We start from the raw sequence: 22,728 nt of genomic DNA on the forward strand, positions 1-22,728 counted from the left end.
CGTGAGCGCACGGCACCCGGCGGCAGACGTCAGTACGAGTACGTCGACATCAGTTCCATCGACGTGTTGACGGCGGCCACCATCACGACGACGACCCACACGATGACCCCGATCGCAAGCACGACGGTGAGCGCGATCCCGACCGCCATCGGCAGGTACCCCCGGCCGGCCTGGCGCCGCACCACGACCGAGCGGCCGATGACGTACACGAGCGATGACAGGAAGGTCCACGCCCAGTGGAACCGGCGCGGGTACCCGAGCTTCGCGAGCGCGGCGTAGTCGAGGTAGGCGAACCAGACGGCCAGTCCGTAGAGCACCCACGAGCCGAACGTCAGTACGAGGTACCACGGGTCGGTGTACGGCCCGAGCGCATTGGCCATCGGGCTCGTCGACGCCGATATCGACATCGACTGCTCCAGGTACCCCTGGAAGTCCCAGAGGAACAGCGGCAGCACCGCGAGCACGGGCAGCGCGACGATCAGCCAGATCCAGACCGTGTCGACGGGGGTGCCCGCGGGCATGCGTGGCGTCTCGACGCCGCCGTAGGGCGCCGGCTGCCCCGCCCCGTACGCCGGTGCGGCGGGGTACGCGGGCGCGTAGCCGGGAGTCACCGGCGCGACGGGCGCCACCGGCACGACCGGCACGACCGGCACCTCCTGCGCCGGCGCGACCGGCGCTGCCGGCGCGACGTGCTCGGTCCAGCGCGCGCCGTCCCACCAGCGTTGGGCGGCCGCGTCGCTCGGGTCGGGATACCAGCCGGCAGCGGGAAGGGTGGGGTCGCTCATCGGTTCCTCCAGACGGGTTCTGCAATGCTAGGCGACGAACACGGCGAACGGATGCCGCTACAGCTCGACGACCGTCATGCCCGAGCCCGCCCCGCCCGCCGTACCCATCGCCGCGAGTGCCGCGGGCACCTCGTCGAGCGCGATGCGCCGGCCCACGAGCTCGATCGGGCGGAAGTCGCCCGAGGCGACCGCGCTCAACATGAACGGGTACTCGTGCGCCGCCATGCCGTGGCTGCCGAGGATCTCGAGTTCGCCGGCGATCACGGCATCCATCGGCATCGCGGCGAGCGCGGAGTCGCCGACCATGAGCCCGATCTGCACGTGGCGGCCCCGCTTCTTCAGGCTCCGCACCGAGGCGAACGAGGTCTCCGTCGAGCCGAACGCGTCGACCGAGACATCCACACCCCCGCCCGACGCCTCGAGGATGCGCGCCGCGGCGCCCTCGCCGCCCTGCACGGGAATCGCGCCGAGCCCCTCCGCCGCAGCGAGCGCGGCGTCCGAGACATCCACGCCGTAGACCTTCACGCCCGCTGCCACGGCGATCATGATCGCGGAGAGGCCGACCCCGCCGCATCCGTGCACCGCGATCTGCTCGCCGGGAGCGAGCCGCGAGCGGGAGACGATGGCCCGGTAGGCGGTCGCGAAGCGGCAACCGAGCGACGCGGCCTCGACGAAGCCGAGCGACTCGGGCAGGCGGATGAGGTTCAGCTCGGCCTCGTCGATCGCCACGAACTCGGCGAACGAGCCCCAGTGCGTGAACCCGGGCTGCGACTGGTGGTCGCAGACCTGCTCGTTGCCGGTCCGGCACTCGTGACAGCGCCCGCACGCGCAGATGAACGGGGCGGTGACACGGTCGCCGACCGCCCAGCCCGCCTCGGGGTCGACCTCGGAGCCGAGCACGGCGATCTCGCCCGCGAATTCGTGGCCCGGCACGTGCGGCAGTGAGACCGTGTCGTCGTGGCCCATCCAGGCGTGCCAATCGCTGCGGCACACGCCCGTCGCGCGCACCCTGATCACGGCCCCGCGGGGCGGGCACTCGGGCTCCGGCACGTCGACGAGTTCGGGGTTCTCACCGAAGGCGTTGAAGAGCACGGCGCGCACAGGAGTCCTTTCCGTATCGGGTCACGGATGTCGGCGGCGCTCGGGCATCGTCGCCGGATCGCGCGCGCGACATCCGCGAGCTTATCGGCCTTCCGGGGCCTCGCCCGACGCAGGCCGGCGCCGACGGGTGCGCTCGGGCGGGGCGATCTCCGATGCGGTGCCGAAGCGACGGCGGTGCCAGAAGCCGATCGCCTCGATGAGGGCCCAGGCGATCGGCACCACGATCGCCATGTCGATGAGGGTGTCGAGCGGCAGCGGCACGAACTCGAGGAACTCGACCGCGATCGGCACGGTGACCACGAGCACGAGCCCGACGACCATGGCGGCGAGCACCCCGGCCTTGATCCACGTGAACGGGCGAGAGAGCACGGCGAGGATCCAGAGCCCGATCAAGGCCAGCGTGATCGTGCACGCCGTGCGCACGACGACCTCTTCGAACCCGAGCGCACGGGCGTGCCCCGAGACGACCGCAATCGCCAGGGCGACGACGAGCCCCGCCGGGACGGCGAACGACAGCGACCGCCGCAGGAACCCCGGCACGTAGCGTCTCGCGTTGGGGAGCAGGGCGAGGAGGAACGCCGGGATGCCGATCGTGAGGCCGTCGGTCACCGAGAGCTGGCGCGGCAGGAACGGAAAGGGCCAGAGCAGCAGCCCGAAGAGCACCGCCATCGCGATCGCGTACGCGGTCTTCGAGAGGAAGAGCATCGAGACCCGTTCGATGTTCGCGATGACCCGTCGCCCCTCGGCGACCACGTCGGGCAAGTGCGAGAACCGGCTGTCGAGCAGCACGATGCGGGCGACGGCTTTCGTCGCCGCCGACCCCGACTCCATCGCGATGCCGATGTCGGCCTCCTTGATGGCGAGCGCGTCGTTGACCCCGTCGCCCGTCATCGCGACGGTGTGGCCGCGCCCACGGAGCGCCCTGACCATCGCGCGCTTCTGCACGGGGGTGACGCGGCCGAACACGAGGTGCGCTTCGAGCACGTCGCCGAGCTCGTCGGGGTCGTCGGGCAGTCCGCGCGCGTCGACGCCCTCGCCGGCGTCGAGGCCGACCTCCCGCGCGACGGCGGCGACCGTTCGCGGGTTGTCGCCCGAGATGATGCGCACGGCGACGCCCTCCCTCGCAAAGTAGCGGAGGGTCGAGGCCGCATCGTCGCGCACGGCCTCGCGAAACGTCAGCAGCGCCACGGGAGTGAGCCGCCCTGGCAGGCGGGCGGCCTCGACATCCGTTTCGCCGAGCGGTTCTGGGGCGTGCGCGAGCAACAGGGTGCGCCGGCCCGATGCGGCCAGTTCGCCGGCGCGTTCAAGGGCGGCGGATGCCGCGGCATCCGTGTCACCGGCGTCGCGCAGCACCAGCTCGGGGGCGCCGAACACCCAGGTTCCCGGCGCCGCGGACGCCTCGCCGAACCCGACCGCGCTCCACTTGCGCGCCGAGGAGAACTCGATTCGCGCTGCCGGTTCGACCGCTGCGTCGAGCCGGTACTCGTCGCAGAGGCTTCGGGCGGTCGCGTTCGCGTCGGGATCCGCGCCGTTCCAGGCGAGTGCGACCCGCCACCCCTCGGGCGGCGCGCCGCCGAGCAGCTCGACGCCGTCGTACCGCACGTCGCCGCTCGTGATCGTGCCCGTCTTGTCGAGGCAGATGAGGTCGACGCGCGCGAGCCCCTCGACCGCGGGCAACTCCTGCACGACCACGTTGTGGGAGCCGAGCTTCACGGCGCCGACCGCGAAGGCGATGCTCGTCATGAGCACGAGTCCGAGCGGGATCATCGCGATGACCGCGGCGACGGATGCCACGGCGGCGTCCCGCCACTCCCCCGTCTCGATGGCGTGGCTCCAGCCGCCCGCCGCGACCATGTTGGCGTTCACGACGATGAGCATGATCGGGAAGATCGCCCAGGTGATCCACTTCAGGATCCGGTCGATCGAGCTGCGGAGCTCGGAGCTGACGAGCGAGAAGCGCTTCGCCTCGGCCGTGAGCTTCGCGGCGAACGCGTCGTCGCCGACATCCGTGACGATCGCCCGGCCCTGCCCGCCGACGACGATGGAGCCCGAGAGCACCCGGTCGCCGGCGGACTTGTCGATCGGATCCGACTCGCCCGTGAGCAGCGACTCGTCGACCTCGAGGCGCACCGCGTCGCGGAGCCGCCCGTCGGCGGTGACCTGGTCGCCCGCGCGCAAGAGCAGTACGTCGCCTCGCACCACGGTGCGCGCGTCGATCTCGCGCTCGGTGCCGTCGCGCACGACGCGGGCGCGCGGGGCGTGCAGCAGGGCGAGGCGGTCGAGCGCGCGCTTGGCCCGGTACTCCTGCACGACGCCGATCAGCGCGTTCGCGATCGCGGCGATGCCGAAGAGGGCGTCCTGCCAGCGGCCGAGCACGAGCAGCAGCAGGAACCCGGTGACGACGATGCCGTTGAAGAGCGTGAAGACGTTGGCCCTGAGGATGCTCCAGATGCTGCGGCTCGACGCGTGGTCGGCGACGTTCGCCCGGCCGTCGTGCAGGCGCGTGTCGACCTCGGCCGCACTGAGACCGCGCTCGGGATCGGTGTCCGCCTGCTGCACCGCGGCCCGCTCATCGCCCATCGACGCCCCCGATCGCCCGACCCCGGTTCGGGTTCGAGTCTGGCAGAGCGGCCGAGTGCGCGGGAAGACTGGGGCGCGTCGATGGATTGTGTAACAATGTGCCATGCGATTCGTGACGGCCGTGCTGCTCGCGGCAGTCTGCTTCGGCACCACGGGCACCGCGCAGGCGCTCGGACCTGAAGCGAGCGCGGCCTCCGTGGGCGCAGCTCGGATCCTGATCGGCGGCGGTGCCCTCGGGCTCATCGCCCTGATCCCGATCGTCGCCGGCCGCCGGCGCGGTGCGGACGGGACACCCGCCGCCCCGACGGCCGGCGTCGCCACGCGGCATCCGCTGCCCGTCTGGCTGCTCGTCGCCGTCGGCGCGGCCGGCGTGCTCGCCTATCAGCCCGCGTTCTTCGCCGGCACCGCCGCGAACGGCGTCGCCGTCGGCACGGTCGTCGCACTCGGCTCTGCGCCCGTCATCACGGGCGGGCTCGACTGGGCCCTGCGGCGCAGGTATCCGGGGCACCGGTGGGCGATCGCGACGGCGATCGCGACACTCGGCGTCGGAATCCTCGCGGTCGCGACCGGCGGCGGGGCGACCGGCACCGCGGCCGGCACCGCGACGGCGGGTGCCGACCCCCTCGGCCTCGCGGCCTCGCTCGGCGCCGGCGCCTCGTATGCCGTCTACACCCTCGCCGCGAAGGCCCTGCTCGACCGCGGCTGGAGCGGCGCATCCAGCATGGGCGCGCTGTTCGGTACGGCCGCGGTCTTCAGCATCCCCCTGCTGGCGATGACGGATGCCTCGTGGCTCGCGACCGGGTCGGGCCTCGCGATGGCCCTCTGGCTCGGGCTCGTCACGACGACCATGGCGTACCTGCTCTTCGGATACGGGCTCGGCGGGCTCGCGCCGGCCACCGTCTCGACGTTGACGCTCGCCGAACCGCTCACCGCCGGCATCCTCGGCGTCGCCGTGCTCGGCGAGGCGCTCACCGCGGGGGCGCTCGCGGGGCTCACCGTGCTCGCCGTGGGCATCATCGTGCTGGCGACCGCGAGCGCCGGCGGCCGTCGGCGGATCGTCACGTCGTGACGATCAGTCCTTCCGCAGGTCGACCCGCGAGCCGAGGCGGGTGCCCCTGCTCTGGGGCGGGTCGCCCTTCGGCTCCGCATACCAGTGGTCGGCTCCGCGGTTGCAGGTGCACGAGAGCGCGACGGTCTCGTCGATCGTCACCGCGCGGAAGAATTCGCGGTGGGGGGTCGGGGTCTCCCGACGTCGGCGGCCCATGCTCGAACTCCAATCTGCGCACCTCACGGTGCGCCTACTGAAGAGACGGCGACTCCGGCCGATCATGACGCGACTCGCGAGAAGTCGCGCCGAGCTCCCCGCGTCAGAGGTCGGCGGGGCTCACCGTGAACGTGTCGCAGGCGCCGGCGCCCTGCTCGTAGCCGGTCTCGAACCAGTTCACGCGCTGATCGCTCGTGCCGTGGGTGAAGGTGTGCGGCGTCACCTGGCCCTGCGTGGCCTGCTGGATCTGGTCGTCGCCGACCGCCGCGGCCGCACTCAGTGCATCGGCGTACTCGGCCTTCGTGATGGGCTGCAGGAACGGCACGCCGCTGTCGTCGGGCACCTGCGAGGCATCCGCCGCCCAGGCCCCGGCGAAGCAGTCGGCCTGCAGCTCGACGCGCACCGCGTTCGACGACGGACCGGTCTGCCCGTCTTGCGACCGGTCGAGCACCCCGGCGAGGTTCTGCACGTGGTGGCCCCACTCGTGGGCGATGACGTACATCTCGGCGAGGGGCCCGCCGCTCGAACCGAACCGGTTGCGCAGTTCGTCGTAGAACGACACATCGATGTAGATCGTCTGGTCGGGCGGGCAGTAGAACGGACCGGTGGCCGACGATGCGCTGCCGCAGGCCGTCGCCACGGCCTCGCTGAAGAGGATGAAGTCCTGCGGCGCGTTGTAGTTCACCCCGAGGGCCGGCGCTTCGTTCTCCCAGTAGGCCTCGAGCGACGCCGAGGCGCCCTTCATGCGGCACTCGACGTTCTCGTTCGCGTCTTGACCGGTCAGGCACTGCTCGAGCGTGGAGTCGCTCGCCGCGGGCGCCTCGCCGCCGCCGCCGCCCGCGAGCCCCGTGAGGTCGACGCCGAGCAGCTGCGAGATCAGGAAGAGCGCGAGCACGCCGAGGCCGCCGCCCGCGACCGCGATGCCGGTGTTGCGACCGCGCTTCGAGGCCTTGCCCTTGCTGATGTCGGCGTCGGGATTGAACGTCATGATCCGACGTTACCCGGTGACGGGCGATGAGCCGAGGTCGACTCGGCGAACCGATCGGTCGCGGTGATGAGCGCGTCGAGGATCCCCGGTTCGTCGAATGCGTGGCCGGAATCGTCGACGATCGTGAGCTCGGCCTCGGGCCAGGCCTGGTGCAGGTCCCACGCGGTCATCATGGGGGTGCACATGTCGTAGCGGCCCTGGATGATCACGGCCGGGATGTCGCGGAGCCGCGACGCATCCCGAATCAACTGCCCCTCCTCCCACCAGCCGCCGTGCGTGAAGTAGTGGTTCTCGATGCGCGCGAACGCCGTGGCGTACTCGGGCGCGGTGAAGCGGGCGACGTTCGCGTCGTGCGGCAGCAGGGTGATGGTCGACGCCTCCCAGCGCGCCCACGCGATGGCCGCGGGCTCGTGCACGACGGGGTCGGGGTCGGCGAGCAGGCGGCCGTACGCCTCGATCATGCGCGTGCGTTCGAGCACCGGGATCGGCGCGACGAATTCCTGCCACAGGTCGGGGAAGACGGCGGACGCGCCGCCCTCGTAGAACCAGTCGAGTTCTTCGCGGCGCAGCGTGAAGATGCCGCGCAGCACGAGCTCGGTCACCCGCTCGGGGTGGGTCTCGGCGTACGCGAGGGCGAGGGCGCTCCCCCATGAGCCGCCGAAGACCTGCCACCGGTCGATGCCGAGGTGGCCCCGGAGGCGCTCCAGGTCGGCGATGAGATGCCACGTCGTGTTGGATGCGAGATCGGCGGTCGGTGCGCTCGCGTGCGGGATCGAGAGGCCGCAGCCGCGCTGGTCGAACAGCACGATGCGGTAGCGCTCGGGGTCGAACAGCCGGCGGTGTTCGGGGGTCGTCCCCGCCCCCGGCCCCCCGTGCAGGAACACGACGGGCTTGCCCTGTCGATTGCCCGACACCTCCCAGTAGATGTGCTGGCCGTCCCCCACGTCGAGCATGCCGGTCTCCAGCGGCTCGATCTCCGGATACATCTCTCTCATGGCGCCACGGTAGCGATGAGCGGATGTCGCGGGCTCGCGCCACGCGCATGGGCGATCAGAGTCGGGGTCGGCCGAGCACTGCGCCCGGGGCGATTCGGCGAACGCACTGCGCACCCGCAACTAAGCTCGAACCATGGCCGCGAAGAAGCCGATCACCGTCACGCTCACGGGCGCGGGCGGCCAGATCGGGTACGCCCTGCTGTTCCGCATCGCCTCGGGCGCCATGCTCGGGCCCGACACCCCGGTGCGCCTCAACCTGCTCGAGATCCCGCAGGGCGTGCGCGCCGCAGAGGGCGCGGCGCTCGAGCTGCAAGACGGCGCGTTCCCCCTGCTCTCGCACGTCGAGGTCTACGACGACGCCCGGGCGGCGTTCGCCGGTGCCAACGTGGCGCTGCTCGTCGGAGCCCGGCCGCGCACCGCGGGCATGGAGCGCGGCGACCTGCTGGCCGCGAACGGCGGCATCTTCGGACCGCAGGGCGCGGCGATCAACGCCGGCGCCGCCGACGACATCCGCGTCGTCGTGGTCGGCAACCCCGCGAACACGAACGCGCTCATCGCGTCGGCCCATGCACCGGATGTCCCGGCCGAACGCTTCACGGCGCTCACACGCCTCGATCACAACCGTGCGCTGGGTCAACTCGCGGCGACGGTGGAGACCCCCGTCGGCGACATCCGGGGTGTCACCATCTGGGGCAATCACTCGGCGACGCAATTCCCAGACGTCGCCCACGCCACCGCGGCCGGTGACCCGGTGCCCGCTCTGCTCGCCGTGCGGCTCGGCGGCTACGAGGCCGCACGCGAGTGGCTCGTCGACGAGTTCATCCCCCGCGTGGCGGGGCGCGGCGCCGAGATCATCGAGGTGCGCGGGTCGTCGTCGGTCGGCTCCGCCGCGAGTGCCACGATCGATCATGTGCGCGACTGGGTGGGCGGCACACCCGACGGCTGGACGAGCGCCGCGGTCGTCTCCGACGGCTCGTACGGCATGCCCGAGGGCCTCGTCTCGTCATTCCCCGTCGACGCGGTCGATGGTGCGTGGCGCATCCGCCAGGGTCTCGAGGTCGACGACTTCGCACGGCGGCGCATCGAGGCATCCGTCGCCGAGCTCGTCGAGGAGCGCGACGCGGTGCGGGCTCTCGGGCTGATCTGACCGGCGGCACCGCGCGCCGGGCGGGCGCTTCGCGCGCCGGCCGGGCGCTTCGCACGCGTAGGCTGGTGGGCATGGCCGAACCGACACCCTCACGAGCCGCCCGCCGCAATCAGCTGATCGCGGGGGTCATCGTCGGCATCCTCGTCGGGGTGGGCGTCAGCCTCTGGACGGGCTTCTGGCTGTGGCTGCCGGCCGGCATCGTGGTCGGTGTCGCCACGGGCATGATCATGCGGCCGCCCGCCGGGAAGTGATGTAGGCGACGATGCCGTCGATCATGCGGGCGAGGCCGAACTCGAACGCGTCCGACGGTTCGGCGGGGCCCGCCGCACCCGCCGCCTGCCCGACCCGGGCCGAGACCGGATAGCGCTCGGCGTCGAGGATCTGCTCGAGCAGCGGCTCGTTGCGCTCCCACCAGTCGGCGGCGGACTCCTCGTCTGCTGCACGATGACGCTCGGCATCGAGGTGCGCGCGCGCCGGCGCGGTCACGAACCCGAGCAGAAGCGCGACGATGCGGTCCATGTCGAGGTCGGAGAGCCCGAGCCCGTCGACCGCGCGCAGGCACCACTCCCAGTGGTCGGACACGTTCGGCCCGAGCGGCGGGCGGCTGGTGTCGATCGAGAGCAGCCAGGGATGCCGCAGGTACTCCTCCCACTGCAGGCGGGCGATCTGCGCGAGACGGGCGGCGAGTTCGCCGTCGAGACGAGGCAGCGCCGACTCGCCGGCGACGCGATCGACCATCAGATCGATGAGTTCGGCCTTGCCGGGCACATAGGTGTAGACCGACATGGGCTTCAGCCCCAGACGGTCGGCGATGCGACGCATCGAGACGGCGTCGATGCCTTCGGCGTCGGCCAGTTGCACCGCGGTCGCCACGACCTCGTCGACGCTCGATCGCTGCTTCGGGCCCCGAGAACCGACCGGCTCGCCGAAGTGCGAACGCCACAGGAGCCGAAGGGTGCGATCCGGTTCGCTGCCCGCGGAGTCTGCTGCCATGCGGGCCAGCATATATTCACGGTACGCCGTACGTAAAACGTCGGCGGCAATGCGGGAGTGTAGGACGAAGGGCGCGTTGCAGCACGGGCGCGCGGGCGGCCGCGCTACTTCTTCTTCTTCGACTTCTCCGGCACGGGCGAGGCGCCCGCGGCGCGCTGCGCGGCGTAGTAGGCGCGCGCCTCGTCTTGACGCTCCTGCTCGGCACCCGACGAGATCTTCGCGCGCAGGTGCTCGGGCTTGTAGCCGAACGCGTCGACGAGGTCTTGGGCGTGCGGGCGCAGTCGCTCGAGCAGCCGGTCGATGTAGGCGGTGACGGCCTGCGCGCGCTTCGGCGAGAGCCGGCCGTTCATGAGGTACCACGCGAGGTGCTTCTCGACGAGGCCCAGGCCGAAGAGGTCGCGCACCCACGTGAGCACCTGTTTCGTGCCGGGGTCGGCGGTCGTCGCGAGTGCGCGGGTGAACGCCTCCCACTGCAGCAGCTCGCCGTGGGCCCGCGCGGCCTCGATGAGCTCGTTCTGGTTGCGGTTGAACGCCGCGGCGGCCTCGGCCTTCGGCAGCTTCCGGGCGTCGCGCAGGCGCCCCGCGATCTCGGAGATCATGGCCTCGACCCGGTCGGTGAGGAGCTCCCGCTGCGTCTGCTCGTCACGCAGCTCGGAGACCGAGCGCGCCGTCGAGCCGAAGTCCGCGATGGTCTGCGCGAGACTGCGCAGCCCCGTGCCGTGATAGGCGCGATCGGCCGTCTGCGCGACGACGTAGCGCGCCATGGCGCCGGCATCCGCTTTCGCGAACTGCTTCGAGAAGTCGGTGAGCAGTCGCTTCGCGACGAGCTGCAGCAACACGTTGTTGTCGCCCTCGAAGGTCACGTACACGTCGAGGTCTTGACGCAGACCGACGATGCGGTTCTCGCCGAGGAACCCGGCGCCGCCGGTCGCCTCGCGCGCCTCCTGCAGGGTGTCGAGCGCGTGCCAGGTCGAGAGCGGCTTCAGCGCCGCCGCGATCGTCTCGAGGTCTTGACGGTCGTCGTCGGTGTCGGCGGCACCCGAGAAGACGGCGTCGAACTTCAACAGGAACTCGTCGTGCGCGAAGATCTGCGCGTACGTCGTCGCGAGCTTCGGCAGCAGGCGGCGCTGGTGACGCTGGTAGTCGAGCAGCACCTCTTCGTCGGTGTCGCTCGCCGCGTTGAACTGGCGGCGCTGGTTGCCGTAGGTGATCGCGATCGTCAGCGCCATCGCGGCCGCCGTCGTGGCAGCGCCGTCGAGCGAGACGCGACCCTGCACGAGCGTGCCGAGCATCGTGAAGAAGCGACGCCCCGGGCTCGAGATCGGGCTCGAGTAGGTGCCGTCTTCGGCGACCGAGCCGTAGCGGTTCAGCAGGTTCTCGCGCGGCACGCGCACGTCCGTGAAGTGCAGGCGCCCGTTGTCGATGCCGTTGAGGCCGCCCTTCAGACCGTCGTCTTCCCCGCCGATGCCCTCGAGGAAGGCGCCCTCGGTGTCTCGCAGCGGCACGTAGAACGCGTGCACGCCGTGGTTGACGCCCTTCGTGATGAGTTGCGCGAACACGACCGCCGCGGTGCCGTGCAGTGCCGCGTTGCCGAGGTAGTCCTTCCAGGCGCCGCGGAACGGCGTGTTGATCACGAACTGCTGCTTCGCCTCGTCGTACGTGGCGGTCGTGCCGATCGCCGCGACGTCGGAACCGTGCCCGGTCTCGGTCATCGCGAACGCACCGGGCACCTTCAGCGACATGATGTCGGGCAGCAACGTCTCGTGGTGGAACTCGGTGCCGAGGTGCAGCACGGCCGCGCCGAAGAGGCCCCATTGCACGCCCGCCTTGATCTGCAGGCTGGGGTCGGCGATCACGAGCTCTTCGAACGAGGCGATGTTGCCGCCGTGGTCGTCGAACCCGCCGAGCGACGTCGGGAACGCGCGGTGGATCGCACCCTGATCGACGAGGATCTTGAGCTGGCCGAGCACGCGCTCGCGGTGTTCGGCCATCGACTGGCCCTCGATGCGCTGCAGCGCGGGGTCTGCAGCCCGGTCACGCGCTGCGAGTCGCAGGTCGGCCCACGTGCCGAGCAGCTGCCGGCCCAGCGTGGCGACATCGACCTTCGGCTGCGCGGGCGACGTGGCCCGCGAACCATGCGGGGCGGATGCCGCGGCGCCCGTCGCGGACCGTGCCGCGTCTGCGGTTCCGGTCGCGTCGACCGAGCGCTCGGCGGCGGTCTTCTGCTGCTTCGAGGCGGTGCGGGGTGCCGTGTCAACCATCGTCGGTGTCGTCCTTCGTGTGCGGTCAGGGCTCGCCTCCACGGTAGGACGAGGTCGAGCGAGTCCGAAACCCTGCGTCCGTGCCCTACAACCCGGTCGGCGCAGCCTCGACGGGCACTGTCTCGACCCTACAAAACCGACTCCCGGCACCGATGGGATACCGACAACACCCCTCAGCTGCGGAAGAACGTGTTCGCCCGGCCGGACCAGAGGAAGGCGAGAATGATCACCGAGATCAGCACGCTGAAGTACTCGCCGATCGCCCCGGCCGGGTAGGCGATCGCGAGGAAGATCGAGCTCGCGATCGAGAGCACCTGGAAGATGGTCACGATGAGCCTGGCTCCTGCGCTGCCGCGCAGGAGGCCGCCGGCCACGATGATGACGATCAGCCCGATGAGGATCGAGACGATCGCCGAGGTGATGAGCTGACTCGCGCCGCCGAACTCCTGCACGGTCGCCGCGACGCTCGTCTGGAAGAGCAGGATGGTGCCGCCGACGACGTCGAACAGGCCCGAGATCCAGGTGAGCACCGCGATGAACGTGACGCCGCCGGGGCGGCCGATCGCGTTCACTCGGGCCGCCGGCTGCCGAAGAAGACGCTCGACTTGTGTCCCCAGAGCAGGAACAGCACGACGAGCGACACGACGATGCCGAGCCATTCGCCGACCGCGCCGCCGAGGTAGGCGAATGCGAGGAAGAGGGATCCGATGATCGAGAACACCTCGACGACGGTGATGACCATGCGCGCGACCCAATTGCCCGAGAGCAGGCCCGCGGCGAGCGCCACGACGATGAGGCCGAGCACGATCGAGCCGATCGCGGCGACGTAGAGCCCGCCGGTGCCGCCGAGTCCGTCGGCGACGGACTCGACGCCCGCTTGGAACAGCAGGATGACGCCGGACACGATGTCGAGCGCACCCGAGATCCACGCGAGGATCGCGACGACCGTCACGCCCATCGGTCGAACGGCCTGATCAGTCATTTCGAACCCCCTTGACCGCACCGTCGACACGGCGCCCCTGGGGTGATGCTAGCGCGAACGACTCAGGTGGGGTAGCTCAATCCGTGCCCGAAGCGGAACAGCGGGTCGGCCGTGTCGAACGGCACGTCGGGGCGGCTCGCCTCGATGGCGGCCATGCTCGACGCATCCATTTGTTCGCGGTTGACCAGCAGCGTGCGGTTCGACTGGTCGGTCACGCCAGCACTCTTTCATGCTCGATTCATCGGCCAAGCGGCATCCGGTTGATCATAAACTGAATATCGCTTGGTTTTGACCATGTGTCGACCTTTCGTCGCCTCACGCGCTGCGCTGGTACGCGCGGAACGCCCGGGTCGCCACCCATGCGAGCACCGCGGTGAACGCCGCGAGCAGCCCGAGATGACCCCAAACGCTCGCCCAGTCAGGACGTGCGCCAAACGCCTCGCGGCCGGCCGCGACGGCCCACTCGAACGGGTTGAAGCGTGCGACCTCGGCGACCCACTCGGCCGACAGACTCGTGTCCATGAGCGCCGAGCTCAGGAACATGAGCGGGATCGTGATGAGCTGCGAGAAGCCGATCAGCACGTTCTGGTTGCGCGCGAGCAGCGCGGCCGCGTTCGACAGCGCCGAGAACGAGGCCGTGAGCAGCATCGCGGCGAGCAGCAGGATCAGGATGCCGCCGAGCCCGCCGGGGAACCGGGCGCCGCCGAGCCAGGCGACGCCGAGCACGATGAGCGACTGCACGAGCGTGAGCAGCGCCTGGTAGACGAGCGTCGCGACCATCGGGACGGGTCAGGCCGAGGCGACGACCGCGAGCAGCGCCTCGCCGTAGGCTTCGCGCTTCTTGGCGCCGATGCCCGTGATGCCGTCGAGCTCGACGAGGCTCGCGGGCTTCGCGACCGCGACCGCACGCAGGGTCGCGTCGCCGAAGACGATGTACGCCGGCACGCCCTGCTCTTTCGCCTCGCCGGCGCGCCAGGCGCGAAGCTGCTCGAAGAGTTCGGCCTGCGCCGGCTCGAGGTCGGCAGCAGCGGGCGCCGACGCTCGCGAGGAGCGTGCGCGCGCCGCACGCTCGGGCTCGGTGCGGAGCTTCACGACCCGCTTGCCCGAGAGCACGTCGGCCGCGGCATCCGGAACCGTCAGGGTGCCGTACTCGCCGTGCGTGGCGAGCAGGCCCTGCGCGAGCAATTGCCGCACGACACCGCGCCACTGCTGATCGCTGAGATCTTGGCCGATGCTCCACGTCGCGAGCGCATCGTGGCCGTACTGGCGCACGCGCGGCGTCTCTTTGCCGCGGAGGATGTCGATGAGGTGGCCGGCGCCGAACTTCTGCCGGCGCTCGCGCTGCAGGCGCACGATCGTCGACATCAGCTTCTGGGCGGGGACCGTGCCGTCCCACGAGGCGGGCGGCTCGAGGCAGGTGTCGCAGTTGCCGCACGGCTCGCTCGGCTGGCCGAAGTAGCCGAGCAGGTTCTGGCGGCGGCACTGCACCGTCTCGCAGAGCGCGAGCATCGCGTCGAGGTGCTGGGCCAGGCGCCGCCGGTGCGCGAGGTCGCCCGGGCTCTCGTCGATCATGCGCCGCTGCTGCACGACGTCTTGCAGCCCGTAGGCGAGCCACGCGGTGGCGGGTGCGCCGTCGCGGCCGGCACGACCCGTCTCCTGGTAGTAGCCCTCGACCGACTTCGGAAGGTCGACGTGGGCGACGAATCGCACGTCGGGCTTGTCGATGCCCATGCCGAACGCGATCGTCGCGACGACGACGACACCCTCTTCGCGGAGGAACCGCTCTTGCGTGCGACGGCGCACGCCGGCATCGAGACCCGCGTGGTACGGCATCGCGTTGACGCCGTGCTCGGCGAGGTACGCGGCGATCTTCTCGGTGCTCGCCCGTGAGAGCGCGTAGACGATGCCCGCGACGGGGTTGCCGGCGGCGTCGCGACCCTCGCTGCGGATGAACTCGAGCAACTGCTTTCGCACCTCGAGCTTCGACTCGATGCGGTATTGGATGTTCGGCCGGTCGAAGCTCGAGACGAAGTGCTCGGCCCCGCCAAGGCTCAATCGCTCGGTGATCTCGCGGTGCGTCGCCTCGGTCGCCGTGGCGGTGAGGGCGATGCGCGGCACGTCGGGCCAGCGCTCGGCGAGCTCGGAGAGCGCCAGGTAGTCGGGCCGGAAGTCGTGACCCCACTGCGCCACGCAGTGCGCTTCGTCGATCGCGAAGAGCGCGATCGCGCCCTGCTCGAGGAAGCGCTTCGTCGCCTCGTTGCCGAGTCGCTCGGGCGCGACGTAGAGCAGATCGAGCTCGCCGGCGAGGTAGGCGCGCTCGACCTCGGCCCGCTCGTGCGACTGCTGGCTCGAGTTCAGGTACGCCGCGCGCACCCCGTTGCGCACGAGGGCATCGACCTGGTCGTGCATGAGCGCGATGAGCGGCGAGACCACGATGCCCGTGCCCTCGCGGAGGAGCGACGGGATCTGGTAGCAGAGGCTCTTGCCGCCGCCGGTCGGCATGAGCACGACCGCGTCGCCGCCGCCCGCGACCTGCGCGATGATCTCGGCCTGCTCACCGCGGAAGCTGTCGTACCCGAAGACGGTGTGCAGCGCCTCGGATGCCGACGAGAACCGAGCGGGTGCGGCAGCGCGGCGGGGCGCCGGTCGTGCAGCAGCAGCCGGGCGCGGTACGTCACCGAGCTGTGCGTCGTCGGACGGCGGAACCCACTCGTCGTCGGGCGGCGGGGCGAGCTCGTCGGGGTCCCACGGGACCTCGTCGGTCCAGGCGGGGTCCGCGTTCCAGCTCATCCGACGATCCTACCGAGCACCTCGGACGCCCTCTGCCGTCGCGAGCGGGCGAACGGACTCCCTGGGCTGTGGAGGAGGGGTGCGGGCGCGAACGAAACGGGGACGAGCGGATGTCGCATCCGCTCGCCCCCGTTCGTCGTCGGGTTGTCGGTCAGCCGACCGTGAGCACGAACGAACTCGTGGTGCCGGTGCTCGGCACCCCGATGTCGAATCGCGTGGCGCCCGTCGTGCCCGCCGGGATCGTGAAGACGACCGTCGCCGTGCCGATCTCGTCGAGCGTCGGGGTGAAGGCGCGGTTGACCGCACCGGTACCGATTTCCACCCCTCCGAGCGAGACCGCCACCGTGCCTGCGGCCGGCTCGGTGGTGCTGAAGTCGAGCGACGACAGCTTCACCGTGACCTGGTCGCCGGCGTCGTAGCCGTCGGCGTCGGGAGCGGAGAGGTTGACGCCGACGGCGCGCTGGGCGAAGTCTGCAGTCGCCGCACCGTTGACGGTGAACCAATCGACCATCGATTCGAGGTCGACCTTGCCGCTGTCGGCCTTCGCGGCGCCCGCGTTCAGCGTCGTGAAGTTGTCACCACCGGTGGAGAGGAACGAGTTCACGCCCACCGAGTAGACGCCCACGGGATCGATCGGCACGCCGTTCAGCAGCATCTCGGTGATGTGCGAGCCCTTCGCGGCAGCCGGGTCGTAGGTGTACTCGAAGCCCGCGTTCACACCGAGCTTCAGGAACGGCCGCGAAGCACCGGTCGGCTGCCACTGCTCTTCGAGCACCGATTTCACCTGAGCGCCCGTGAGGTTCATCGTCACGAGGGTGTTGGCGAACGGCTGAACAGCGGCCGCCTCACGGTAGGTCACCGGCCCGCTCTCGATGTTGGCCCGGAGACCGCCCGGGTTCATGAACGCGATGTCGACGTCGCGCGTGCCGTCTTCGTTCAGCGACCAGAGCTGCACGTCGGCGACGAAGTTGCCGAGCGTCGACTCACCACCGCGGTTCTCGGGGTACGTCGACCCGCCGAGCGGGGCGAATGCAGCACGGTTGAAGTCGCCGGCCGCCTGACCGAGCACGACGTTGCCGAGTTCGTCGGCGACGACCTTCGCCGCGTCGACGATCGACTTGACCTCGGGGTCGTCGGCGTAGTTCGGCGTCGAGCCGCTCATCAGGTCGTAGACCTCGTTCGTGATCTTCGAGATCGACTTCGACTTGCGGTCCCACTGGATCTCCATCTTGCCGAATTTCTCGCCGTACTGGCCGCTCGAGATGACGGGGCGCCCGTCGATCACGTGGTTGTAGGCCAGGTGCGTGTGACCCGAGACGATCGCGTCGACCTCGTCGCTCGTTCCGAGCACGATCTTGCCGAACCGCGAGTCAGGGTCGGTTGCCGATTCGATCTTGGTCGTCGCCGCCCCCTCGTGCACGAGCAGGATGAGGATGTCGGCCTCGCCGTTCTGCTTCTTGCCGTCGCTGAGCTGAGCCGCGACGCGGTTGGCCGCCTCGGTCGGGTCGCCCACCGTGATGTCGGCGATGCCGCCGGGGCTCACGAGGGAGGGGAGCTCATCGGTGACGGCACCGATGAAGCCGATGCTCACGCCGTCGAACTTCTGGATGAAGTACTCGGGCAGGGCGGGCTTGCCCGTGGCCTTGTCGTAGACGTTCGCACCGAGGTAGTCCCAGAGCGCGAGCGGCATGACGCGGTCGGTCAGATCGGCGAAGCCCTGGTCGAACTCGTGGTTGCCCACCGAGCTCACGTCGAGTCCGGCTGCGTTCAGCGCGTCGATCGTCGGCTTGTCCTTCTGGATGAACGAGGTGAACGTCGAAGCGCCGATCATGTCGCCGGCTGCGGCGAAGACGGTGTTCGGGTTCTCGGCGCGGATCTCCTTCACCGCGGTCGACAGCGCCGCGATGCCGCCCGAGGGCGCCGACTGCTCGATGCGGCCGTGGAAGTCGTTGACCGTGACGACATCGATCTCGACCGTCGCCGGCGCGGACTCGGTGCCAACCCCCACGACGATGGGGTCGTGGTCGCTCGAGCGGAACGGGGTGCCGGCTTCAGGGGCCGTGCTCCAGTACTCGCGGCCCGACCACTCGGGCGAGTTGATCGACCAGACGCCGGCCGCGGTGACCTTGTCAGTCGCCGACTTCGAGGCGATCACGTGGTCGAGCGATCCGAGTTCGCCATCGAAGGTGTAGGTGTACTGCCCAGCGGCCTTCTTGGGCACGATGTCGGTCCAGCCGGCATCGGTGAAGACCTTGATCGGGTCCTCCTTCGCGTACGAGTTGAAGTCGCCCACGAGGTAGATGTCGGTCTTGCGCCCCTCCGAGAGTCCGTTGGCGAAGGCGAGCAGCGACTTCGCCTGCGTGGTGCGCTCGTCGTTGAAGGCGTCTTGACCGGGCTGCGGCGACGGGTCGGTACCGCTCTTGGACTTGAAGTGGTTCGCGACGACCGTCACGAACTGCTTGTCGAACTTGAACGTCTGGGCGATCGGCTCACGCGCGATGTCCCACACGGTCTCGTCGATGATCGTCTGCGCTTCGCCGACGGGCTTGACGGAGGCCGCGCGGTAGATGATCGCATTCGAGATGAAATCGGTGATCGCGGCATCGTGCAGCGCGTCGGGCGTGGGCACGAACTTCCACACCTCGGACCCCGCGGCGGCGTTGAGCCCCGCGACGAGGTCTGCGAGCGCCGCGTCGGGCGCCTCTCCGAGCTTGACCGAGTTCTCGATCTCCTGCAGAGCCACGACGTCGGCGCCGAGCGCGTTGATGGCGCTGACGATCTTGGACTTCTGGATCGCGAACTCCTCGGCGTTCGCCGCGCCTCGTGCATCGGGGTCGTCGTCTGAGAACGTCGTGAAGTAGTTGAGCACGTTGAACGCTGCGACCTTGATGTCGCCGCCGACGGCCGGCGGGGCTGCCGGACGCGGGTTCGTCGCGGTGAACGTGGGCTTGAGCTCGGCCGCGCTGGCATCGGTGATCGGCGTCGTCGGCTGCAGGCGCCACTCGTTGAAGCCGAAGCCGAGCACGTACCCGGCGGTCGGGAAGTTCACGGTGTCGCCGTTGCGGACGACGGTGTCCTTCGTGAAGTAGGGCTGGTCGCCCGGGTGGGCGGGGTTGTCGGTGCCGTTCGAGTTGCGCACGGCGATGCTGTAGCCGTCGTCGAGCAGGATGCGGCTCGCCTTGTTCGCCGCCGCGACGGCGTTCGCGCCCGTCGAGCCGGGCGACTGCGTCTCGGTCGACTTCACCGGCAGAGCGCTGCCGGCGTTCAGCCACAGCTCGCCGAAGCGGTTGAGGTTGTGGCTCGAGATGACCTTGTAGGTGCCGCTCGGTGCGACGAGCATGCCCTCGAACGCCTCGCGGGCCGCGTTGCCGACGGCCGTCGCGGGGAGCGGGGTCACCGCGGGCACGCCGACACCGGCCTGCACGAGCTCGACGTTCGCCGCCGTCTCGGGCCTGATCTGGGTCGTGCCGTTGAACTCCTCGACGAGGCCGGTGACACGCACCTTGTCACCGATGTCGACAGCGGGGTTCTCGCCGTGGAGGTAGACGAAGACGCCGTCGGAGGCCTTGGGCGTGAGATCGGTCGGACCGCCCGAACCCGCCGTCTGGATGTAGATGCCGTCGTAGCCCCCGACGCGGTGGTCGGCCGTGACGATGCCCTCGGTGACGACGGCCTTGCCGACGAGCGGGCTCGCGGCCGCGTCGGTGCCCTGGATCTGGGCGATGGTCTTGGCGACCGGCAGGATCGGACCCCCCGGTGCGCCCGAGTTCTGCGGGGTCGGCGTCGAGACGAACGAGAAGTCTGCGGCGTTGTTGTCGGTGTCTTTGAAGCCGGTGCGCACGATGCTGCCGGGCGTCGTGTTGCTGCCCGTGTACGTGGCCTTCGCGCCTTCGTAGTTCACCGAGTTGCCGTAGCCGACGTAGTCGACGACCTGGGAGTTGTTCACGATCGAGCCGGTGCCCGGGTTGATCGCACCGGCGACGTTCGCGAGGAACAGCGAGCCGGTCGTACCGCTCGGGTTCACCGTGAGAGTGGCATCGGGCGTCGGCAGTGCGATGCCGTTCGCGGCATTGTTGGTCGGCAGGCCGATGAGGTAGTAGCCGCCCGCGGCGATCTCGCCGCTGAGCGCGCCCGAACTGTTCGAGAGACCGGTGTTCTGCTCGCTGCGATACTGCAGCGACCACCCGGTCAACGAAACCGCCGTGTCGGTCGGGTTGTACAGCTCGACGAACTTGTTCGTGTACGTCTGGCCCGTGCTGCCGCCCCTGGCGAACACCTCGTTGATCACGACGCCCGAGGCGTCGACCGCGGCGAGGGCCGGCGGTGCGGCGAGCAGGCCCGCCACGAGGGCGCCCGCCGCGGCGACCGCCACGGTGGACAAGCGTTGGATGGTGGTGCGACGTCGCATGACTCTCCCTTTGAACCGCTCAGCCCCGCGGGATGCCGCACGCGACGTTTCGGGCGATCGCGTACCTTGGGCAATTGTCCCGTAGCCTACGAGCGGGCGGCGGCGCTGCCAAGGGGCCGACTCCGATTCATCCGCTGAATTTCACGGAATTTCACGAGTTGCTCACCCATGCCGCGCACATGAGCACGAGGCATCCGCTCGACTGCTCGAATGAGCGCGGCAGCACCCGACGCGCGGAATGGCCCGAGGCGAGCGCCCCGGGCCATCCGGTCGTGCGGTGCGGTGACGCGCCTCAGTCGACCGTGAGCAGGAACGAGCTCATGGTGCCCGTCGCCGTGGTGACTGCGAACCGCTCAGCTCCACTCGCGCCGGCCGGGATCGTGAACGTCACCGTTGCGGTGCCGACCTCGTCGACGTTCGCCGCGATCGTGCGGACCACCGGCGACGAGCCAAGCACCGCGCCGTCGAGCGAGACGGTCGCCGTCGTGGCGAACGGCTCGTCGCGGCTGAAGTCGAGCGACGACAGGTTCACCGTCACCGAGTCGCCGACGTCGTAGCCGTCGGCGTCGGGCGCCGAGACCACGACGCCGACCGCGCGCTGCGCGAAGTCGGGCGAAACGGTCTTGACGGTGTTGAAGTAGTCGACCATCGCCTCGAGGTCGATCTTGCCGCTGTCGGCCTTGCCGGTGCCGTGGGCCAGGGTGAAGAAGTTGTCACCGCCGGAGGCGAGGAACGAGTTGGCGCCCACCGTGTAGCTCGCCGCGGGGTCGAGCGGCACACCGTCGAGCAGGATCTCGGTGATGTGCGAGCCGGCGGCGGCGGCCGGATCGTAGGTGTAGGTGAGCGCCTCGTTCACGCCCAGCTTCAGGAACGGCCGGGTCGCCCCGGTCGGCTGCCACTGCTCTTCGAGCACCTGCTTGATCTGCGCCGCGGTGAGATCGAACGTCACGAGCGTGTTCGCGAACGGCTGCACGGCGGCAGCCTCACGATAGGTCACCGAGCCCGAGTCGAGGTCGGCGCGCAGGCCGCCGGGGTTCATGAACGTGATGTCGACGTCACGCGTGCCGTCGGCCTCGAGCGCCCACTTCTGCACGTCGGCCACGAGGTTGCCGAGCGTCGACTCGCCGCCGCGGTTCTCGAGCACGGGCGGGGCCGGAGCCCGCACCGCACGACCGATCGCCGCCGTCGTCGAACCGATCTCGACGTTGCCGAGCTCATCGGCGATCTTCTTCGCCTCGGCGACCGACGCCGCGATCGCGGGATCCTGCTCGTAGTTGTAGCCGATGACATCGCCCTTGTCGTTGCGCACGGCCATCGTGTAGATGGTGTTCTCCATCTTGGTGATCGACTTCGTCGCGCGGTCGAACGAGATCTGCATGTTGCTGAACCGCTCGCCGTACTGACCGCTCGAGATGACGGGGCGGCCGTCGATCACGTGGTTGTAGGGGAGGTGGGTGTGGCCCGAGACGATCGCGTCGATGTTGTCGTTCGCGTTCAGCACGATGTCGCCGAAGCGCGAGTTCGGGTCGACCGCCGACGAGACATCGGTGGTCGCGGCGCCCTCGTGCACGAGCATGATGACGATGTCGGCCTCGCCGTTGCCCTTCTTGCCGTCGCTCAGCTGGTCGGCGACGCGGTTCGCAGCCGCGACCGGGCGTTCGACGGTGAGGCCGGCGATGCCCGCAGGGCTCACGAGCGAGGGCAGTTCGTCGGTCACTGCGCCGACGAAGCCGATGGTGACGCCCTGGAACTTCTTCAGCCAGTATTCGGGCAGCACGGCGTCGCCGGTCGCGGCATCCCTGACGTTCGCGCCGAGGTACTCCCAGTCGGCGAGCGGCATGACCCGGTCGGTGAGGTCGGCGAAGCCCTTGTCGAACTCGTGGTTGCCGACCGCGCTGACGTCGAGACCGGCGGCATTGAGCGCCTCGATCGTGGGCGTGTCCTGCTGGATGAACGACGTGAAGGTCGACGCGCCGATCATGTCGCCGGCCGCGGCGAAGACCGTGTTCGGGTTCTCGGCGCGGAACGAGTTCACCGCGGTGGCGAGCGCGGCGATGCCGCCCGCGGCGCCGTCCTGCTCGATGCGGCCGTGGAAGTCGTTGACCGTGACGAGGTTGATGTCGACGCTGCGGGCCTCGACGCCCTTCGGCGACGGCGCGGCCTGCGCCGGTGCCGTCGCGCCGATCGTGAGCCCGACGGCAGTGGCCGCGGCGAGTGCCCCGGCCACGATCCGCCTGCGCGAACGTGTGCTGCCCATGCCGCGACCGACCGCGGCTGTGAAACGTGGTTGCATCCCGTGTCTCCTCTGCGAGTCACCCGAGGAGCGTCGGATTCGCAATCCCCGGCTGTGCTCCCCCGCCATGCAGGGGTCATCGTAGCCTACGTTCGCGGCCCTGCCGTGCCAAGCCGAGCGCGCGCATTGTCCCCCGTTGTG

At 70.1% G+C, this 22,728-nt stretch carries 18 protein-coding genes; 3 read left to right on the forward strand and 15 right to left on the reverse strand.

Features of this window, described 5'->3' with window-relative positions; genetic code table 11:
• Positions 1 to 29 precede the first annotated feature (29 nt).
• The 3 genes from ACWGST_RS12600 to ACWGST_RS12610 all read right to left on the reverse strand — a co-directional run bounded on the left by ACWGST_RS12600 (position 30) and on the right by ACWGST_RS12610 (position 4,466).
• Positions 30 to 785, reverse strand: coding sequence for a DUF2510 domain-containing protein (locus ACWGST_RS12600; RefSeq protein ID WP_452047010.1), 756 nt, complete (start codon positions 783 to 785; stop codon positions 30 to 32).
• A gap of 57 nt (positions 786 to 842) precedes the next feature.
• On the reverse strand, positions 843 to 1,886 hold the full coding sequence (locus ACWGST_RS12605; protein ID WP_452047011.1) for an alcohol dehydrogenase catalytic domain-containing protein: 1,044 nt from the start codon (positions 1,884 to 1,886) through the stop codon (positions 843 to 845).
• A gap of 81 nt (positions 1,887 to 1,967) precedes the next feature.
• Complete coding sequence (locus ACWGST_RS12610) at positions 1,968 to 4,466, reverse strand: HAD-IC family P-type ATPase (RefSeq protein ID WP_452047012.1); 2,499 nt, start codon at positions 4,464 to 4,466, stop codon at positions 1,968 to 1,970.
• 103 nt (positions 4,467 to 4,569) lie between these two features.
• Here ACWGST_RS12610 and ACWGST_RS12615 point away from each other — a divergent pair, with 103 nt between their 5' ends.
• Positions 4,570 to 5,535, forward strand: a complete 966-nt coding sequence (locus tag ACWGST_RS12615; protein ID WP_452047013.1) for an EamA family transporter — start codon at positions 4,570 to 4,572, stop codon at positions 5,533 to 5,535.
• A gap of 3 nt (positions 5,536 to 5,538) precedes the next feature.
• On the opposite strand, the gene ACWGST_RS12620 is transcribed toward ACWGST_RS12615, so the two are convergent.
• The 3 genes from ACWGST_RS12620 to pip form a co-directional block, all read right to left on the reverse strand.
• Complete coding sequence (locus ACWGST_RS12620) at positions 5,539 to 5,730, reverse strand: hypothetical protein (protein ID WP_452047014.1); 192 nt, start codon at positions 5,728 to 5,730, stop codon at positions 5,539 to 5,541.
• A 103-nt stretch (positions 5,731 to 5,833) separates the two neighbouring features.
• The gene (gene ypfJ / locus ACWGST_RS12625) at positions 5,834 to 6,718 is read right to left on the reverse strand and encodes a KPN_02809 family neutral zinc metallopeptidase (protein ID WP_452047015.1); all 885 of its coding nucleotides are present in this window, start codon (positions 6,716 to 6,718) and stop codon (positions 5,834 to 5,836) included.
• Positions 6,715 to 7,713: a prolyl aminopeptidase gene (gene pip / locus ACWGST_RS12630; RefSeq protein ID WP_452047016.1), complete on the reverse strand. Its 999-nt coding sequence runs from the start codon at positions 7,711 to 7,713 to the stop codon at positions 6,715 to 6,717. The genes ypfJ and pip overlap by 4 nt, the downstream gene beginning before the upstream one ends.
• 133 nt (positions 7,714 to 7,846) lie before the next feature.
• Between pip and ACWGST_RS12635 the strand changes: the two genes are divergently transcribed.
• Positions 7,847 to 8,860, forward strand: coding sequence for a malate dehydrogenase (locus tag ACWGST_RS12635; protein WP_452047017.1), 1,014 nt, complete (start codon positions 7,847 to 7,849; stop codon positions 8,858 to 8,860).
• A gap of 71 nt (positions 8,861 to 8,931) precedes the next feature.
• On the forward strand, positions 8,932 to 9,111 hold the full coding sequence (locus ACWGST_RS12640; protein WP_452047018.1) for an HPP family protein: 180 nt from the start codon (positions 8,932 to 8,934) through the stop codon (positions 9,109 to 9,111).
• Here ACWGST_RS12640 and ACWGST_RS12645 read toward each other — a convergent pair.
• From ACWGST_RS12645 to ACWGST_RS12685, 9 genes are all read right to left on the reverse strand, one after another.
• Positions 9,086 to 9,853: a TetR/AcrR family transcriptional regulator gene (locus tag ACWGST_RS12645; protein WP_452047019.1), complete on the reverse strand. Its 768-nt coding sequence runs from the start codon at positions 9,851 to 9,853 to the stop codon at positions 9,086 to 9,088. The two genes, ACWGST_RS12640 and ACWGST_RS12645, sit on opposite strands and share 26 nt — an antisense overlap.
• Positions 9,854 to 9,957: 104 nt before the next feature.
• Entirely contained in the window at positions 9,958 to 12,114 is a 2,157-nt protein-coding gene (locus tag ACWGST_RS12650; protein WP_452047020.1) for an acyl-CoA dehydrogenase family protein, read from the reverse strand.
• Between the two features lie 173 nt (positions 12,115 to 12,287).
• A complete protein-coding gene (locus ACWGST_RS12655) occupies positions 12,288 to 12,686 on the reverse strand; it encodes a DUF7144 family membrane protein (protein WP_452047021.1) in 399 nt (132 codons plus the stop codon).
• Positions 12,683 to 13,096 carry a hypothetical protein gene (locus ACWGST_RS12660; protein ID WP_452047022.1) on the reverse strand — a complete coding sequence of 138 codons (414 nt, stop codon included), beginning with the start codon at positions 13,094 to 13,096 and terminating at the stop codon, positions 12,683 to 12,685. The genes ACWGST_RS12655 and ACWGST_RS12660 overlap by 4 nt, the downstream gene beginning before the upstream one ends.
• A gap of 62 nt (positions 13,097 to 13,158) precedes the next feature.
• Positions 13,159 to 13,311, reverse strand: coding sequence for a hypothetical protein (locus ACWGST_RS12665; protein WP_452047040.1), 153 nt, complete (start codon positions 13,309 to 13,311; stop codon positions 13,159 to 13,161).
• Between the two features lie 100 nt (positions 13,312 to 13,411).
• Entirely contained in the window at positions 13,412 to 13,876 is a 465-nt protein-coding gene (locus tag ACWGST_RS12670; RefSeq protein ID WP_452047023.1) for an ABC transporter permease, read from the reverse strand.
• Between the two features lie 9 nt (positions 13,877 to 13,885).
• Positions 13,886 to 15,886, reverse strand: coding sequence for a DNA helicase RecQ (gene recQ, locus ACWGST_RS12675; RefSeq protein ID WP_452047024.1), 2,001 nt, complete (start codon positions 15,884 to 15,886; stop codon positions 13,886 to 13,888).
• A gap of 151 nt (positions 15,887 to 16,037) precedes the next feature.
• A complete protein-coding gene (locus ACWGST_RS12680) occupies positions 16,038 to 20,294 on the reverse strand; it encodes an ExeM/NucH family extracellular endonuclease (RefSeq protein ID WP_452047025.1) in 4,257 nt (1,418 codons plus the stop codon).
• A 292-nt stretch (positions 20,295 to 20,586) separates the two neighbouring features.
• Positions 20,587 to 22,587, reverse strand: coding sequence for a bifunctional metallophosphatase/5'-nucleotidase (locus ACWGST_RS12685; protein ID WP_452047026.1), 2,001 nt, complete (start codon positions 22,585 to 22,587; stop codon positions 20,587 to 20,589).
• Positions 22,588 to 22,728 lie beyond the last annotated feature (141 nt).

The sequence above is a fragment of the Agromyces sp. NPDC055520 genome (genome assembly GCF_053619715.1).

Coding starts and splice junctions, on each gene's coding strand:
- ACWGST_RS12600 (WP_452047010.1), bottom strand. CDS start 785: ATGAGCGACCCCACCCTTCCCGCTGCCGGCTGGTATCCCGACCCGAGC.
- ACWGST_RS12610 (WP_452047012.1), bottom strand. CDS start 4,466: ATGGGCGATGAGCGGGCCGCGGTGCAGCAGGCGGACACCGATCCCGAG.
- ACWGST_RS12615 (WP_452047013.1), top strand. CDS start 4,570: ATGCGATTCGTGACGGCCGTGCTGCTCGCGGCAGTCTGCTTCGGCACC.
- ACWGST_RS12620 (WP_452047014.1), bottom strand. CDS start 5,730: ATGGGCCGCCGACGTCGGGAGACCCCGACCCCCCACCGCGAATTCTTC.
- ypfJ (WP_452047015.1), bottom strand. CDS start 6,718: ATGACGTTCAATCCCGACGCCGACATCAGCAAGGGCAAGGCCTCGAAG.
- pip (WP_452047016.1), bottom strand. CDS start 7,713: ATGAGAGAGATGTATCCGGAGATCGAGCCGCTGGAGACCGGCATGCTC.
- ACWGST_RS12635 (WP_452047017.1), top strand. CDS start 7,847: ATGGCCGCGAAGAAGCCGATCACCGTCACGCTCACGGGCGCGGGCGGC.
- ACWGST_RS12640 (WP_452047018.1), top strand. CDS start 8,932: ATGGCCGAACCGACACCCTCACGAGCCGCCCGCCGCAATCAGCTGATC.
- ACWGST_RS12645 (WP_452047019.1), bottom strand. CDS start 9,853: ATGGCAGCAGACTCCGCGGGCAGCGAACCGGATCGCACCCTTCGGCTC.
- ACWGST_RS12650 (WP_452047020.1), bottom strand. CDS start 12,114: ATGGTTGACACGGCACCCCGCACCGCCTCGAAGCAGCAGAAGACCGCC.
- ACWGST_RS12660 (WP_452047022.1), bottom strand. CDS start 13,096: ATGACTGATCAGGCCGTTCGACCGATGGGCGTGACGGTCGTCGCGATC.
- ACWGST_RS12670 (WP_452047023.1), bottom strand. CDS start 13,876: ATGGTCGCGACGCTCGTCTACCAGGCGCTGCTCACGCTCGTGCAGTCG.
- recQ (WP_452047024.1), bottom strand. CDS start 15,886: ATGAGCTGGAACGCGGACCCCGCCTGGACCGACGAGGTCCCGTGGGAC.
- ACWGST_RS12680 (WP_452047025.1), bottom strand. CDS start 20,294: ATGCGACGTCGCACCACCATCCAACGCTTGTCCACCGTGGCGGTCGCC.
- ACWGST_RS12685 (WP_452047026.1), bottom strand. CDS start 22,587: ATGCAACCACGTTTCACAGCCGCGGTCGGTCGCGGCATGGGCAGCACA.